The following is a 16,299-nucleotide window of genomic DNA, read 5'->3' as shown; positions in this document are numbered from 1 at the left end:
TGGGGGAGACATACATCAACTCACGGGGGCCTGACTAATCCCAATAGGGATACTAATCCCACCCCGCGGAAAATGTTATCGGATTTTTCCGAATTTCGCATAAGGATTTTCTTATACCCGGCCAGGGATGGTGTTCAAAACACCGTCAGCAATGTCCAACTGACCGGGTGAGTATGTCAGTTGTGTTCGCAGCAGGCTGTGCGGCCCGAATTCGACGCCAGTTTCCGCACGAGCAAGAACGTTGCGCGACGTATTTCGGATCTGTGGTCCGGCAATCTCAAATGGCGCGCTGCAACACAGCACCGGCGAACTCATTGCTATGTTTGACGCCGACCACGCTTCGCGCAAGGATTTCCTGATTAAAAGCGATCGGCTATTTTCAAAACGAGCGTGTCGCGTTCATGCAAACGCCTCACGAGTTTTTTCAACATCGATTCATTCAATCATCGTTTGGGAAAGATGCCGGTGCGAGAGTTCTTCAAGATAATCCAGCGCGGCAAGGACGCGCTGAACGCCGCATTTTCTACGGCAATTGCGCAGTGATACGCTGCTCGGCAGTCGCGCCGATCGAAAGCTTTTGCCACGGAAACCCGACCGAGGAAGTCCACACCGCAATCCGTATGCACAAGCTTGGCTACCCGCGCTTGAACTATCTGGCATCGACGCTGTTCTTCTTCGATGGCTGGCAAAAGCTTGTCTTCTTCATCACGCCGCCGGCGGTGTTCCTGTTGGCGGGCTGCCGATCGCGTCGACGCTCAACGCGTTCCTGTTGTGGTTTTGCATGTATTATCTCTTTTCCATACTGTTCATCTGGAACTCGGGCGCAGCTCCAACTCGCTCTTCTTGAGCGAGCAGTACGTGATCGCACGATTCTTAGCCTTCATGTCAACCAGCCTCCGGGCTGCTCCGGAGAAACATCCGATTTGCCGTGACGGCCAAGCAGATGTCGCCGACAGGAAAAATGGGGCTCTGCCTGTCCCCGCTACTGGTGGTGTGCGGCGTTGCGGCGGCGAGCGTGCCGGATGCCTGTTGACGGGGTCAGAGCGCCGCCGGCGGTGGTGGTCGCCGGACGAGAAGCTCGTGATGGTGTGCGAGAGCTGCGAGGCGGGTGGGACCGTGTCGATGGTGGCGCGCGAGCATGGTGTCAATCCGAATCAGCTCTTTCCCGAATCAGTTCTTTCATAGGCGCAAGGGGACCAGGACGGCAGCCTATCGGAGGTCAGCGTCGGTGAAGAAGTCGTGCCGGCATCGGAGCTGAGCGACGCGCTCAAGCAAGTCCGTGAACTACTACAGCGCCTGTTGGACAGAGAGCATCGTAGCGCGCCTCCCGAAAACGCGAAGCGGGTCTATCGGGTCATGCGAGTGCATGGCCGCCTGCTGCAACCGCCACGCAACCAGGCAGGCATGAGGGTAAAGTCGCGGTAGCAAAGGACGAACCAGCGGTGACGCTCTGACGGCTTTGAGTTCCGCTGCGACAATGGCGAGTCGCTGCGCGCGACGTTCGCCATGGACTGCTGCGACCGCGAGGCGATGACTTGGGCGGCGACCATTGGAGGGCATAGTGGCGACGCGTTCCGCGACTTGATGTTGGCCGCCGTCGAGAATCGCTTTGGAAACGCGCTGAAGACGCCGACGGACATTGAATGGCTGACCGATAATGGGTCGGGCTACACGGCGGACAAGACCAAGGCGTTTGCGTCGGAAATTGGCCTGAAACCACTGACCACACCTGTTTGCAGCACACAGAGCAACGGGATGGCCGAGAGCTTTGTGAAGACCATGAAGAATCGCGACTATTTCATCTTCATGTCCAAGCCTGATGCCGAGACTGCGAATTCGCAATCGGGTCATCGCCTTTGAGCACTACAACGAGCAGTACCCCCATAGCGCCCTGAATTACCGCTCCCCCGCGCGAGTTCAGGCGTGCGATGGCCTTATCAACCTACGGGTGTGACCGTGTCCGGGGTGCAAATCCAGACTCAAGACTCAACTACCAACCTTGGCCAAGTCGGGGCTGCAGAATTTTCAGTTGCTATTGGTGGATTTGCCCTGCTCGCGTCGGCGAGCACTACGTCGTCCAACCTCGACTGGGTGAATGCGGAGGTGGCAGCGGTGCTCGCCGATTCCGCGCTCTCGCCCGTTTATCGGACAAAGGCTTCAGCCTGAAAAAGAGCACTCCCGAAATCCTTGGCGCGTTCATTCTCGAGGAGGTCTCGAAGATCCAGCAACTGGTAAAGACCAACGAAAATTGTCGTGAGATGTATTGGCGCCTGCTTAGCCGCTAATTCAAGCTGGCTCAACCATTCGAACTCCATAGATCCGATTGGGGTGGCGTTGGCAAGCGGCTTGCGTTCCTGTGTTCGACCAGCTTTTTGTAAAAGGCGGCGCGGCTAATGCCGATGTTCGCGGCGGCCCGGCCCACATGACCCGAACTGGCCGCCAGCGCTTGGAGTAGGTAGGCGGCTTCGAACTGCGCTGTGGCATCGGCGTAGCCAAGCTGCGATAGTGGCTGCGTGGGTACCGCGGGAAGCGTGGCTTGGGCCGGCATTGACGCCGGTCCAGGGACGCTTCGCACACCGAGCAGAGATGCCAGCATGCTGTCATCTACCTCGCCTGTATCATGCATCATCACTAGCCGCTCAAGGACGTTGCGCAACTGGCGCACGTTGCCGGGCCAAGCGTATTCGGTAAGAAGTTTCAGCGCGGCTTGAGTTAGGACAGGAGCGTCCCGCTCGGCCCGGGTGCAGATTTCTTCCAGAATGGCATAGGTGAGCGGCAATAGGTCGGCTTGGCGCTGGCGCAGTGGCGTCAGACATATCGGCAGGACATTGAGTCGGTAGTATAGGTCCGCACGGAACTTGCCCGCTTCTATCAACGCCGGCAGGTCGGCCGAGGTGGCGGCGATGATGCGCACATTGGCGCGGATGATCCGGTTCGAGCCGATGGGCTCGAACTCCTTCTCCTGAAGAACCCGCAATAGCTTACCTTGCAGCATCAGCGGCATATCGCCGATCTCGTCCAGGAACAGTGTGCCCCCGTCGGCGAGTTCGAACTTGCCCACACGTCCCTTGCGCTCAGCGCCAGTGTACGCGCCAGGCGCAGCCCCGAAGAATTCGACTTCCAGCAATGTCTCGGGAATGGCCGCCATATTGAGAGTGACCAACGACCGCCCCGCGCGCGCCGATGATGCGTGGATGGCATGCGCCAGCAGTTCCTTGCCGGTGCCGGTCTCGCCCAGGAGCAGTACCGGAGCATCGGCCTGTGCGGCACGGCGCGCCAGGCGTTTTATTTCCAGCGTGGCGGGGCAGTTGCCGACGAAGCTGGTAAAGGTGTACTTGGCCCGCCGCGTCTGTTCCAACGTACGGCGCGTAGCTACCAGTTCCTCCCTGACTCGGGTGTAATGCGTGAACAGCGGGGTGAGTGACTTGAGTTCGTCGAAGAGCGCAAAGCCTACCGCGCCAACGGTGTTGCCATCGTTGTCCTTGATTGGCAGGCGCATCACGATCATCGGTTCGTCCCGGGTCTCTAGGATATCGAGCAGGATTGGCTTGCCAGTCTCGACCACTTGACGCATCAGGCTGTTGGGGATAACTCGCTCACACTCGAGACCGATAGCCTCCCGCGGATCCTCGAAGCCGAATCGAGCTGCATACCGCTTATTGATCCATACCACGCGGGCGTGCGCATCGACCACGATCGTCCCCTCGCTAAAGTTCTCGAAGGTTCGGAACAATGATTCCATCGCGCGCCGGGCGACGGAATCGAAATTGCCAAGCATGCTGCTGTCGTTGGCTTCGCGCAGAGTGCTCATTTCGATGTCTCCGTATGGAGACGGATTCTCTCATAGTGGACCAGTTTTCGGCGAATTTTCCACAGTTCGAGAATTTTAGGAAAGATTCGCGACAATTTGAGCATCATAAATCACACAAATGCTTGGCACGATCGGTGCAATGATCCTGGGCCCTCGCAGTGCGGCCCTGCCGCAAAGAGGGTACGTGTTTTGCGCGATCAGCCGACCCTGCCCGCCACACGTGAAGCTCAAAAAAATACTTGCGGAGACTTCATGTCATTTGTTGTTGTCGTTGCAGCCCTTGCGTTCCTGATGCTAGCCGCCTATCGCGGCTACAGCGTGATCTTGTTTGCTCCCATGGCCGCACTCGGCGCCGTGGCCTTTACGGATCCCTCTGCTGTCGCCCCTGCGTTTACGGGCATCTTCATGGAGAAGATGGTCGGCTTCGTGAAGCTGTATTTCCCGGTTTTCCTGCTTGGCGCGGTGTTTGGCAAGGTGATCGAGCTGTCCGGCTACTCGCGCTCCATCGTCGCCGCCGCGATCCGGTATATCGGTAGCTCGCGCGCCAACGCCGTGATCGTGGCGGTATGTGCCTTGCTGACCTATGGCGGAGTCTCGCTCTTCGTGGTGGTGTTTGCCGTCTATCCTTTCGCGGCAGAGCTTTACCGTCAGAGCAACATCCCTAAACGCCTGATGCCCGGTGCCATCGCGCTTGGCGCCTTCTCATTCACCATGGATTCGCTGCCTGGGACGCCGCAGATCCAAAACATCATACCTACCACGTTCTTCAAGACCACTGCATGGGCCGCCCCAGTACTTGGAGTGGTCGGCTCGCTGTTCATCCTTATCGTTGGCCTGGGTTACCTTGAATGGAGGCGGCGTGATGCACTAAAGCGCGGCGAAGGCTATGGCACCTCGCTCCTGAACGAACCGGAACCAGTGTATACGGCACACCTGCCAAATCCTCTGCTGGCAATTGCGCCGCTTGTACTGGTCGGTGTGTCCAACTTTGCGCTAACCCGGATGATCCCCCTTTGGTATGGCACGCAAAGCAGCTTGGCATTGCCGGGGCTGGCCAAGCCGGTCACCATTCCGACCGCATCCGTGACCGCCATCTGGGCCGTGGAAGGGGCCCTACTGCTGGGCATTGGCCTCGTTCTGCTGACAGCTTTCGCCGCAGTGCGCGAGCGCTTCGCTGAGGGTACCAAGACTGCCGTCGGTGGCGCGCTGCTGGCGGCGATGAATACGGCTTCGGAATACGGCTTTGGCGGCGTGATTGCTGCGCTGCCGGGTTTCCTGGTTGTCGGTGACACGCTCAAGAGCATTCCAAATCCACTGGTCAATGCCGCCGTTTCGGTGAGCGCGTTGGCGGGGATCACAGGCTCAGCCTCGGGGGGCATGAGCATTGCGCTGGCGGCAATGGGCGACACCTTCATCCAAGGCGCACAGGCGGCCAGTATTCCGTTGGACGTACTGCATCGCGTCGTGTCGATGGCCAGCGGCGGCATGGACACGCTGCCGCATAACGGCGCTGTGATCACGCTGCTGGCTGTGACCGGTCTGACGCACCGCGAGTCGTATCGTGACATCTTTGCCGTCACCCTGATCAAGACCTTGGCCGTCTTCTTTGTCATCCTGGTGTTCTATCTGACCGGGCTAATCTGAGCGTCAACTCATGGAGCATGCGCGAAGGGCTTCGCGCGAGCAGTGCCGATTTTTTTTACAGCAGATTCCTATGACAACCCTGAACGGAAAAACCGCGCTTGTGACCGGTTCTACTAGCGGCATCGGTCTCGGCATCGCACAGGTGCTGGCCCAGGCTGGCGCCAATATCGTCCTCAATGGCTTTGGCGATACGAATGCCGCCATGGCCGCCATCCAGGCAACTGGCGCTCAGGTTATCCATCACCCGGCCGATATGCGTCAACCTCAAGAGATCGAAGCCATGTTTGCCATGGCTCGCGATTCCTTCGGCGCCGTGGATGTCCTGGTGAACAATGCTGGCATCCAGTACGTATCGCCCATCGAAAGCTTTGACGCCAAAAAGTGGGATGACATTATCGCCATCAACCTCACTTCGGGCTTTCATACGACCAAGTATGCGCTGCCTGGCATGCGCGCGCGCAACTGGGGCCGGATCATCAATATTGCATCGGTGCATGGCTTGGTGGGATCGGCGGGCAAGTCAGCGTACGTGGCGGCCAAGCACGGACTGGTGGGGTTGACCAAGGTTACCGCGTTGGAAACCGCGAAAACCGGTGTGACCTGCAACGCCATTTGCCCGGGCTTCGTGCTGACCCCGCTGGTGCAAAAGCAAATCGACGACTTGGCCGCAAGGGAAGGTCTGTTTCCAGACGATGCCCGGGCGCGCCTGCTCGGTGAAAAGCAGCCATCCGGCCGGTTCGTCACGCCTGAGGAACTCGGGAACCTTGCGCTGATGCTGTGCTCCCCGCTGGCGGCCGAAGTGCGCGGCGCCACGTGGGTGGCCGACGGCGGCTGGACTGCCCAGTAGCGCCATGTCTCTCTACCGACGCCGCGACTAGCCTATGGCGCAAGCATATGGGTCCTCCAATTGCGGGGTCCATTGCGCGATGCGTGGCGCAATTTTTCAAATCACAGCATTTTGGAGTACGGCAGAACATCATGGATCAGCAAAACAAGTTCTCTCACGTCAAGCCAACCGACACCGCCTTCACCAGCGATGGCCTGCGTGACTTCTTCGTCTATCGCGACCTTGGTATACCGGCGGCAAAGTCATTGCCCATCTGGTACGCGCCAATAGCGCCCCTGAAGCCGGCACTGGCTGACATGTCCATGGTGCCGATTTCCATATCGTCTACATGCTGAAGGGCTGGGCAAAGTTCATGTACGAGGATAAGGAAACGTTGGTCGAGGCAGGGGACTGCGTGCATCAGCGACCTGGTATCCGCCATTTTCTCTTCGACTACTCGCAGGATATGGAATACCTGGAAGTCGTCGGGCCTGCCACGTTTACCAGCGTGGGCGTGGAAGGGCCGTGTGCCGTACCGGCACCAGGAGAATGGTGACGCCCGGATCGTCTGAGGTCTAGGGCGGCACATCCGCCATGTCTGTGGTGCACTCGCAGACAACGAACAGCCAGTCGAATTGCGCTGATCCGAGAATCAGCAGCAGGCGCGCCCCACCAACGACGATGTCACCGGATCCGCCGCCAAAAAATGAAGCAGTAAAAGGCAGGATCGAATTGCTTGCCGGTGGTGCCAGACATAAGCCGGCAAAAACAAAACAACGCAGGCAGGAGACATGATTCAAAACGAAACCATCCTGGAAACGCGGAACCTCACCAAGGAGTTCAAGGGGTTCACGGCGGTGAGCGACGTCAACCTGCGGGTGCGCCGCGGCTCGATCCATGCGTTGATCGGCCCCAACGGCGCGGGCAAGACCACTTGCTTCAACCTGCTCACCAAGTTCCTGGAGCCGACCACCGGCACCATCCTTTTCAACGGCATCGACATCACGCGGGAAAAGCCGGCGCAGATAGCGCGGCGCGGCGTGATCCGCTCGTTCCAGATCTCGGCGGTGTTCCCGCACCTGACGGTGATGGAGAACGTGCGCATCGGGCTGCAGCGGCAACTCGGCACCGCGTACCAGTTCTGGCGCAGCGAGCGCTCGCTCGATGTGCTCAACGAGCGCGCCATGGAGCTGCTCGAGCAGGTCGGCCTGACCGAGTTCGCGCACACGCTCACGGTGAACCTGCCGTACGGGCGCAAGCGCGCGCTGGAGATCGCCACCACGCTGGCGATGGAGCCCGAGCTGATGCTGCTCGACGAGCCCACCCAGGGCATGGGCCACGAGGATGTGGACCGCGTCACGCAGCTGATCAAGAAGGTCTCCGCCGGCCGCACCATCTTGATGGTGGAGCACAACATGAGCGTGGTCTCGTCGATCGCCGACAAGATCACCGTGCTGCAGCGCGGCGCGATCCTGGCCGAGGGGCCTTACGCCGAGGTGTCGAAGGACCCGCGCGTGATGGAGGCCTACATGGGCACGGCCGATGCCGAGCTGCAGGGCGCGCCCTGAAGCGGGGGACGACACGATGAGCACGAATAACGCACCCGCACTCGAAATCAATGGCCTGCAGGCCTGGTACGGCGAATCGCACATCCTGCACGGCGTCGACCTCACGGTGAACCGCGGCGAAGTGGTGACGCTGCTGGGCCGCAACGGCGCCGGCCGAACCACCACGCTGCGCGCGATCATGGGCCTGACCGGCGCGCGCAAGGGTTCGATCAAGGTCAACGGCAACGAGACCATCGGCCTGCCGACGCACAAGATCGCGCACTACGGCATCGGCTACTGCCCCGAAGAGCGCGCGATCTTCTCCAGCCTGTCATGCGAGGAGAACCTGCTGCTGCCCCCGCAGCTCAAGGGCAATGCAGGTGAAAGCGCGGGCATGAGCGAGGTCGAACTCTACGACATGTTCCCCAACCTGAAGGAGCGCCGCCAGAGCCAGGGCACGCGCCTGTCGGGCGGCGAGCAGCAGATGCTGGCGGTGGCGCGCATCCTGCGCACCGGCGCGAACCTGCTGCTGCTCGACGAGATCTCGGAAGGGCTGGCGCCGGTGATTGTGCAGGCGCTGGCGCGCATGATCCGGATGCTCAAGCAGAAGGGGTACACGGTGGTGATGGTGGAGCAGAACTTCCGCTTCGCCGCGCCGCTGGCCGACCGCTTCTACGTGATGGAGCACGGCAGCATCGTCGAACGCTTCGATGCCGGCGATCTGCAGGCAAAGATGCCGGTGCTGCATGAATTGCTCGGGGTCTGAATCACAACGGTAGCGCAAACCGGCATCAAAACGGTGGCACGAAACGCCGCCGCAACAACTTCAGGAGGCAAGTCTATGAAAACCACCACGTTTGCAGCCGCGATGTCGGCACTGATAACCGCCATGGCGGCTACCTCCGCCATGGCGCAAGTATCGAACGACAAGATCAAGGTCGGCTTTATCACCGACATGTCGAGCTTGTATGCCGATATCGACGGGAAAGGCGGTCTCGATGCGGTCAAGATGGCGATTGAAGACCATGGCGGCAAGGTTCTTGGCAAGCCAATTGAGCTGATTTCGGCTGACCATCAAAACAAGGCTGACATCGCTGCCTCGAAAGCGCGGGAGTGGATGGACCAGCAGGGGCTCGACATGCTGTTGGGTGGCACCAACTCAGGTGCGGCTCTGGCCATGAACAAGGTGGCGCAGGAGAAGAAGCGGGTCTTCATGGAAGTCGGCGCTGCTAGCTCGCGGCTGACCAACGAAGAATGTTCGCCTTACACGGTGCACTACGCCTATGACACGGTTGCGCTGGCCAAGGGCACTGGCAGCGCGGTGGTCAAGCAGGGCGGAAAGTCTTGGTTCTTCCTGACCGCCGATTATGCCTTCGGACACTCGCTGGAGGGCGACACCGCCGCGGTGGTGAAGGCCAGTGGTGGCACCGTAGCCGGGCAGGTGCGCCATCCGCTGTCGGCATCTGACTTCTCGTCGTTCCTGCTGCAGGCGCAATCGTCCAAGGCGCAGATCCTGGGCCTGGCCAACGCCGGCGGCGACACCATCAATTCGATCAAGGCGGCCAAGGAGTTTGGCATCAACAGGTCGATGAAGATCGCCGGCCTCCTGATGTTTATCAATGACATCCACAGCCTGGGTCTGAAGAACACAGAAGGCCTGCTGATGACCGACAGCTGGTACTGGGACATGAACGACGAGACTCGACAGTTCGCCAGCCGATACTTCATCCGGAACAAGAAGATGCCGAGCAGTCTGCAGGCGGCGGACTACTCGGCGGTCAGCACCTACCTGAAGGCGGTCGAAGCGGCCAAGACTGACGATCCGGACAAGGTCATGGCAGAGCTGAAGAAGATGAAGATCAACGATTTCTACGCCAAGGCCTATGTCCGTGCTGACGGCAGGGCCATTCACGATATGTATCTGCTGCAGGTGAAGGCGCCGACCGAGTCGAAGAAACCGTGGGATTACCTGAAGGTGGTGGCGACCATTCCAGGCGAGCAGGCTTTCGGCACAGTGGCGGAGTCGAAGTGCCCGCTGTTGAGGCGTTAAGTACAGAGCATGGATAGCCGGTTCACGGATGCGCCGGCGGGCGGGTCCCCTCTCCTACATCGGGGGGAACGCAAACATATCCCCGCGTGTGAGCACGTCGCCGCGCTGCGCCGTGTCCACGCTCGTACTCCGCGGCGGCGCAAGGAGCCTGCGTTTCATTGCTCCTTCCGGAAGGGCTGCCGACGCGCTGGAATTCTCATTGGGGCTGCAACCACGATTAACAGAAACGGCAATCCACATGGACATACTTGGAATCCCTTTACCCGCCATGCTGTCCCAGTTCCTGCTGGGCCTGGTCAACGGGGCCTTTTACGCGATGCTGAGCTTGGGCCTTGCGGTCATCTTCGGCCTGCTCAACGTCATCAATTTCGCGCACGGCGCGCTCTTCATGCTGGGCGCGGTGCTGGCCTGGATGGGCATGGAGTACGCCGGGCTCAACTACTGGATCATGCTGCTGCTGTCGCCGCTGGTCGTTGCCGCCATCGGTGTGGTGATCGAGAAGACCATGCTGCGCTGGATCTACAAGCTCGACCACATCTACGGCCTGCTGCTGACGCTGGGCATCACGCTGGTGATCGAGGGCATCTTCCGCTCGATCTACGGCGTGTCGGGGCTGCCGTACTCGACGCCGGACGCGCTGCAGGGCGCGACCGACTTGGGCTTCATGATCCTGCCGAACTATCGCGCCTGGGTCGTGGTGGCGTCGCTGGTGGTGTGCTTTGCCACCTGGTACGTGATCGAGAAGACCAAGCTGGGCGCCTACCTGCGCGCCGGCACCGAGAACCCCAAGATGGTCGAAGCCTTTGGCGTCAACGTGCCGCTGATGGTGACGCTGACCTACGGCTTCGGCGTGGCGCTGGCCGCGTTTGCCGGGGTGCTGGCCGCGCCGGTGATCCAGATTTCGCCCCTGATGGGCCAGAACCTGATCATCATCGTGTTCGCGGTGGTGGTGATCGGCGGCATGGGCTCGATCATGGGGTCGATCCTGACCGGCCTGGGGCTGGGCGTAGTCGAAGGTCTGACCAAGGTGGTCTACCCTGAAGCGTCGTCAACGGTTGTGTTCTTCATCATGGTGATCGTGTTGCTGCTGCGCCCGGCTGGGCTGTTCGGAAAGGAGAAGTGATGACCGCATCCATATCGTCGACGCCGTCGACGCAAGCAAATCTTGCAAGCAAAGCGGGGCGTGCGGGAAACGCGCAAGACGTGCAGAAAAAACTGTTGTACGGATTGCTGCTGCTAGCGCTGATCGCTGCGCCGCTGGCGGGTGCCTATCCGGTATTCGTGCTCAAGGTGCTGTGCTTCGCGCTGTTTGCCTGCGCGTTCAACCTGCTGATCGGCTATACCGGGCTGCTGTCGTTCGGCCATGCGGCCTTCTTCGGCGGTGCCGGCTACGTGGCCGGCCATGCCATGAAGGTCTGGGGCGTGACGCCCGAGATCGGGCTGATCCTGGGCACGGCCACCGGCGCGCTGATCGGCTACGTGGTCGGCTCGCTCGCGATTCGCCGCCAGGGCATCTACTTCTCGATGATCACGCTGGCGCTGGCGCAGATGCTGTTCTTTATCTGCCTGCAGGCGCCGTTCACCGGCGGCGAGGACGGGCTGCAGGGCATCCCGCGCGGCAAGCTGTTCGGCGTGCTGCCGCTGTCGGATGACCTGACGCTGTACTACGTGGCGCTGGTGATCATCGTCGCGGCCTTCGCGCTGATCGTACGCACGGTGCACTCGCCATTCGGCCAGATCCTGAAGGCGATCAAGGAGAACGAGCCGCGCGCGATCTCGCTGGGCTATGACGTCGACCGCTTTAAGCTGACCGCCTTCGTGCTGTCGGCGGCGCTGGCGGGGCTGGCCGGCTCGATCAAGGCGCTGGTGCTGGGCTTCGAAACCCTGACCGATGTGCACTGGTCGATGTCGGGCTCGGTGATCCTGATGACGCTGGTCGGCGGCCTGGGCACCTTGTCGGGGCCGATTGTCGGCGCGTTTGTTGTCGTGGCATTGGAGAACAAACTGGGCGATATCGGTGCCTTCCTTGCTTCAATCACGGGCGTGGACTGGTTCAATACCTTGGGCGAGTCGGTCGCGATGGTTATCGGCGCGATTTTCGTTATCTGTGTGTTGACGTTCCGCCGTGGCGTCATGGGCGAGCTAGAGGAACGCTTCGCGCGCTTGCGGGAGTGAGTTTCGAGGGCTCGATCGGGGCCAAAGCGGGTCCAGTTCGCGGCTGGCCTGTCTCAAGACTGGACACCTACAGCGGTCAAAGCCCTTCTGTCCCGCAGGCCTCCGCATCATCTTCAGCGCATCAGAGCCGGATAGTTGCAAGCCGGTTCGCCTCAGCCTTGAGGCGGCCTTGTATTAATCAATAACAATGAGGAGACATTCCCATGCAGAGCCGTGCTTTCGATTCTTCCATGCTTCGCCGCCATCGCATATGGCGCGGCGCAGCCATTCCTGCCGCCAGCCTTCCTGATTTTCGCGTGCGGAGGCAGCGATGACTCAGCTTCTAGCGACGGCGATGGCGGAGCGGCGTCACCGAACATCAGGCTGTCCTTTGTTTCAGGCGCTGTTCGAGTCAAAACCTACGATGGGGATACCGACGACCTGCTGACCGCAGGTCGAGTTCAAGCTGAAAGCGGTCAGACTGGTTCAGACCGGGCAGAGCATAGCGGCGGTGAGTGCAAGGCTGGGCATAGCAGATCAGACGCTGCACAACTGGGTCAAGGCAGACCGCGAAGGCAAGCTGGCAGGCGCCGGGCCCAAGCCGGTCAGCCCGGAGCAGATGGAGCTTGCAAGGCTTCGTGCGGAGGTGGCGCGCCTGAAGATGGAACGCGACATTTTAAAAAAAGCCGCAGCGTACTTTGCGAAGGAGTCGGTGTGAAGTATGCGTTTATCGAGCGAAACCGACGTCACTGGCCGGCTTCGGTCCTGTGCGAGTTGCTGGGAGTCAGCCCCAGCGGTTATCACCAGCATAAGCAGCGCCAGGCCAGCACCGAGAAGCCGCGCAGGGGCGGTGTGAGCGATGACAGCTGCTGGCACATTTCAAGGCGATTCATGCCGAGGTCAAAAGGAAATATGGCTGGCCACGCATGTGGAAGGAACTCGTGGCACGCGGCGTGCAGGTGGGCAAGGAGCGTGTGCGCAAGCTAATGGCGCAGCATGGCATTCGCGCCCGCCACAAGCGTAAGTACATTGCGACGACCGACTCCAATCATGATTTGCCGGTAGCGGCCAACCTGCTGGAGCGCAACTTCAGTCCGACGACGCCCAACCAGGTCTGGACCAGCGACATCACCTGCGTGGCCACGGCCGAGGGCTGGCTGTACTTGGCGGTCATCATCGACCTGTTCAGCCGGCAAGTACTTGGCTGGTCGATGCGCCCGCATATGAAGGCCGATCTGGTAACCGATGCGCTGCGTATGGCCTGGTTCCGCCGGCGCCCTGATCCTGGCCTGATCATGCACAGCGACCGGGGCACCCCAGTACTGCGGTCGCCTGTTCCAGGACGCCCTGAAGGCCTATGGTATGCGCTCGTCCATGAGCCGGAGGGGCAATTGCTGGGACAATGCGCCGACGGAGAGCTTGTGGGGCTCACTGAAGGTCGCGCGCCTGCATGGGAAGCAGTTCGCTACCCGTCGAGCAGCCATGGAAGAGGTGATAGACTGGCTGAGCTTTTACAATGCCAGGCGGCTGCATTCGACACTGGGCTATGTCAGCCCGATGAAATTCGAGAAGAACTGGTTCGCAGCCCAGCAGCAGCGGGCTGCATGATTCCCTCGGCTAAGGGATTCGTCGAACAGGGGCAAGGTCAAAATCCAAGTTACGCGGAGCTAGTCGCCCTTGCTCGCCGGGATACGCACAAACGTGAGAAGGGTGATCGCCCATGGAGGATGTCACCTCATCGCGCCAGGGTCATCCAGCAATAATCAGAAGCGCGCAATATTCGTCCCCCATATAACATTCGATTTGCGTTGACACAGATCAAGGCCGGTGCAGTCTCATCGAGCCAGAATGGCCCGGCTGTCCCGCGAACGTAAATGAGGTATTCCATGCAGAAACTGCTTATTGCGCTTTCAATTGCCATGCCGGCAATATCAGGGCACGCAGAACCCACAGAGCAACTCCCAAGCTTCACCGATGTGATAAGCGCAATTAACCGCGGCGCGACCGTCTCGGTGATAGTCGACCTGACAAAGTGCGCAACTGCCGGTGATACAACCATGCAAGGCAGCACGCGCGGTGGGCTGAAGATCAATACCTATCAGATCTTGGCAGACGGGACGTTATACTTTGCCGACGAGCGCGCGACGGTCAGCACCTTTGGTGACCCGCGCTTCCCATCGAATTTCTGGAACCCCACCTGGCTATCTGTTCGCTATAATTTGAAGCCTAATCAGACTGTCTCCGTCGCGACTGAGATATTTTCTATCCCTCACTATAGTCGGCTGGCGGGGAATTCTGAGTTCACCTGCGCCATCAATCAAGGTGTCGAATTCTACACCAAACGTTACTAGTGTTGTGTCCCAGAGATAACTTTACATAAACGTTCGACTCTGGCGAGTATCGAATCTGCAGTAGCGGTCCAGACGAAGGGGCGTTTGTGAATGTTGTAGTGCTCGACGTAGCGTTGGATTTGCAGGACCAGTTGGCGCACGCTGTCAAACGACCCGCGGCGGATCGCCTGCTGCGTGATCAGCCCGAACCAGCGCTCGAGTTGATTGAGCCAGCTCGGGTACGTCGGCGTGAAGTGCATGTGACAGCGCGGGCGTTTGGCCAGCCATGCCTTGACCTTGGGATGCTTGTGAGTGGCGTAGTTGTCCGCGATCATGTGGACGTCCAGTTCTGCTGGAACGGCCTTGTCAATGTGGTACAGAAACGAGATGAACTCTTGGTGCCGATGCCAGGGCTTGCATTGCGCAATGATCTCGGCCGTCGCGGCGTCGAGAGCAGCGAACAGCGTAGTAGTGCCATGACGAATGTAATCATGCGTGACGCCCTCTACGTAGCCCAAGCCCTTGGGTAACGGGCTGTGTGCGCTCGAGCGCCTGGCACTGGCTCTGCGCGACCACCCTTGGCGGAAATGGGGCTCTGCTGAGGGGAATCCCTAACGGCTGGCAATCTTGGCGCGCTCTGCGCTCAGCGATGAAGAAAACACACCAAAGTGCACCCCTTTGCTCCAACAATGCCCACGGCAATGCGTCTGGTAGAAGAACGACTACGTGCGATCGTTTTGTTTCGCGTGAGCGCGGCACGACTTCGCGCCGGTTTTCCGGCCGTTGAAGAGAAGCAAGGACGCTGAGGAGATGGCCTTCTGTGGAGCCGGCATACCGGGTGGCTGATGGGATTGCCAGTAACTTGACTTGATATAGGTCAAGCCGCAACGGTGGCTTACTTGGTAAGGTTTATCAAGTCATGGAGATGCGGGGGCGTTCTTCATGACTTGTCAACTCGTTTCCAGAATGGAAACTTCACCCGCACCGACTCGCCGGTGCGGGCATTTTTTTGCATGTGGTCGCCTTCGCTTCTGGCCGAAACCACCGTGGGCGAGTTCTACATCTCGACCGTGTTTCTCGGCCTCGATCACCAGTGGGCCGACGGCCCGCCACTGATCTTCGAGACGATGGTGTATGAACAAGCGGGCGTCTTCTTGGCAGCAGGACGAATCCTTTCTTAGCTTCCGGCGGTCGAATCACCTGCAGTTCTATGCCTTCGGTGCGCGCCGCTTCTTTCGGCTCCTCACTTGTATATATCCTTGGTCTACAAAGGCCACCTTCACAGTTTGACCACTTGCACGTTGTACTGGTTGCGCCAGTTCCTCGACTTGGGCCCGTTCTTAATCGTTGGCCGGCGTTATATGTACCGCGAGCAAATAGCCCAGTCCAGCCAGTCGATGTGCCACGAATCGTTTCTTCCAGAACGATACCGCTGACGGCACCTCAATTCAGAAATTACTGCACAGTGCCATCAATACGATTTTCGCTCGTCGCACCAGCGAGTGAGGCAGCGAACGCGACCGACTCATTGAGGCGGTTTGCTCTCGTTCACCGGCTGACACTCCCACCTTGATTCCTGGTCGTCTCATGGTCGCTCCATCCCAAAGACAGTGACTTTCAGACCTCGCAATCATTAATGGAGTTTCTTGGGACACAACGCTAGCAGACACATCGGCGGCCGCAAGGTTTATTTTTAAAAAATCTGGATTCATTTGATCCTGATCAACAGAAAAAAAGCAGTGAAATTCCGTCTACATTGCCTAAAAATCGACGGCGCAATAGATTTATATCACCATTCTTCAATTAGGTCGGCAGGAATGTCGTCTCTAGCGATTTCGGCGCTTATGAGGGCCGATCTGACGTTTTTTTTGGAATGGCTGCCTGCCTTAAAGAGTTGCCTCGGCGGTACTTTGCAAATATTTGAATTTCTGTCCGAT

Annotated in this window: 12 protein-coding genes and 5 pseudogenes; 13 read left to right on the top strand and 4 right to left on the bottom strand. The window is 59.4% G+C overall.

What is annotated here, in order from left to right; translation table 11 throughout:
- Positions 1-401: 401 nt before the first annotated feature.
- Positions 402-932 carry a hypothetical protein gene (locus CBM2588_RS29590; RefSeq protein ID WP_231942351.1) on the top strand — a complete coding sequence of 177 codons (531 nt, stop codon included), beginning with the start codon at positions 402-404 and terminating at the stop codon, positions 930-932.
- Positions 933-1,026: 94 nt separating this feature from the next.
- Positions 1,027-1,943: pseudogene (locus tag CBM2588_RS29585) on the top strand (DDE-type integrase/transposase/recombinase); the annotation flags it as partial.
- A gap of 353 nt (positions 1,944-2,296) precedes the next feature.
- Here CBM2588_RS29585 and CBM2588_RS29580 read toward each other — a convergent pair.
- Positions 2,297-3,811 carry a sigma-54 interaction domain-containing protein gene (locus CBM2588_RS29580; RefSeq protein WP_115683890.1) on the bottom strand — a complete coding sequence of 505 codons (1,515 nt, stop codon included), beginning with the start codon at positions 3,809-3,811 and terminating at the stop codon, positions 2,297-2,299.
- A 252-nt stretch (positions 3,812-4,063) separates the two neighbouring features.
- Here CBM2588_RS29580 and CBM2588_RS29575 point away from each other — a divergent pair, with 252 nt between their 5' ends.
- From CBM2588_RS29575 to CBM2588_RS29565, 3 genes and pseudogenes are all read left to right on the top strand, one after another.
- A complete protein-coding gene (locus CBM2588_RS29575; RefSeq protein ID WP_115683889.1) occupies positions 4,064-5,455 on the top strand; it encodes a GntP family permease in 1,392 nt (463 codons plus the stop codon).
- Positions 5,456-5,525: 70 nt separating this feature from the next.
- Positions 5,526-6,302, top strand: coding sequence for a 3-hydroxybutyrate dehydrogenase (locus CBM2588_RS29570; RefSeq protein WP_115683888.1), 777 nt, complete (start codon positions 5,526-5,528; stop codon positions 6,300-6,302).
- Between the two features lie 131 nt (positions 6,303-6,433).
- A pseudogene (locus CBM2588_RS29565) lies at positions 6,434-6,837 on the top strand (cupin domain-containing protein).
- A 19-nt stretch (positions 6,838-6,856) separates the two neighbouring features.
- Here the strand turns inward: CBM2588_RS29565 and CBM2588_RS29560 are convergent.
- Positions 6,857-7,081 (bottom strand): hypothetical protein, encoded by a 225-nt coding sequence (locus CBM2588_RS29560; protein ID WP_147298468.1) that lies wholly within the window; start codon positions 7,079-7,081, stop codon positions 6,857-6,859.
- Between CBM2588_RS29560 and CBM2588_RS29555 the strand changes: the two genes are divergently transcribed.
- From CBM2588_RS29555 to CBM2588_RS29525, 7 genes and pseudogenes are all read left to right on the top strand, one after another.
- A complete protein-coding gene (locus tag CBM2588_RS29555; protein WP_373424335.1) occupies positions 7,073-7,849 on the top strand; it encodes an ABC transporter ATP-binding protein in 777 nt (258 codons plus the stop codon). The genes CBM2588_RS29560 and CBM2588_RS29555 overlap by 9 nt on opposite strands.
- Positions 7,850-7,865: 16 nt before the next feature.
- Entirely contained in the window at positions 7,866-8,594 is a 729-nt protein-coding gene (locus CBM2588_RS29550) for an ABC transporter ATP-binding protein (RefSeq protein WP_115683887.1), read from the top strand.
- Between the two features lie 75 nt (positions 8,595-8,669).
- Positions 8,670-9,878 carry an ABC transporter substrate-binding protein gene (locus tag CBM2588_RS29545; protein WP_115683886.1) on the top strand — a complete coding sequence of 403 codons (1,209 nt, stop codon included), beginning with the start codon at positions 8,670-8,672 and terminating at the stop codon, positions 9,876-9,878.
- A 238-nt stretch (positions 9,879-10,116) separates the two neighbouring features.
- Positions 10,117-11,001, top strand: a complete 885-nt coding sequence (locus CBM2588_RS29540) for a branched-chain amino acid ABC transporter permease (RefSeq protein ID WP_115683885.1) — start codon at positions 10,117-10,119, stop codon at positions 10,999-11,001.
- A complete protein-coding gene (locus CBM2588_RS29535; protein WP_231942350.1) occupies positions 11,001-12,053 on the top strand; it encodes a branched-chain amino acid ABC transporter permease in 1,053 nt (350 codons plus the stop codon). The genes CBM2588_RS29540 and CBM2588_RS29535 overlap by 1 nt, the downstream gene beginning before the upstream one ends.
- A gap of 445 nt (positions 12,054-12,498) precedes the next feature.
- A pseudogene (locus CBM2588_RS29530) lies at positions 12,499-13,640 on the top strand (IS3 family transposase).
- Positions 13,641-13,918: 278 nt separating this feature from the next.
- The gene (locus CBM2588_RS29525; protein ID WP_159373713.1) at positions 13,919-14,383 is read left to right on the top strand and encodes a VirK family protein; all 465 of its coding nucleotides are present in this window, start codon (positions 13,919-13,921) and stop codon (positions 14,381-14,383) included.
- Here the strand turns inward: CBM2588_RS29525 and CBM2588_RS29520 are convergent.
- Positions 14,380-14,929, bottom strand: a pseudogene (locus CBM2588_RS29520) (IS630 family transposase); the annotation flags it as partial. The gene CBM2588_RS29525 and the pseudogene CBM2588_RS29520 overlap by 4 nt on opposite strands.
- 380 nt (positions 14,930-15,309) lie before the next feature.
- Here CBM2588_RS29520 and CBM2588_RS29515 point away from each other — a divergent pair.
- Positions 15,310-15,543, top strand: a complete 234-nt coding sequence (locus CBM2588_RS29515; RefSeq protein WP_172583725.1) for a hypothetical protein — start codon at positions 15,310-15,312, stop codon at positions 15,541-15,543.
- Here CBM2588_RS29515 and CBM2588_RS31245 read toward each other — a convergent pair.
- Positions 15,512-15,747, bottom strand: a pseudogene (locus CBM2588_RS31245) (transposase); the annotation flags it as partial. The gene CBM2588_RS29515 and the pseudogene CBM2588_RS31245 sit on opposite strands and share 32 nt — an antisense overlap.
- Positions 15,748-16,299 lie beyond the last annotated feature (552 nt).

The organism is Cupriavidus taiwanensis, from assembly GCF_900250075.1.
GTDB lineage: Bacteria > Pseudomonadota > Gammaproteobacteria > Burkholderiales > Burkholderiaceae > Cupriavidus > Cupriavidus taiwanensis_C.
Note: the sequence above shows the minus strand (reverse complement) of the source record. Positions and strands in the feature narration are given on the sequence as shown.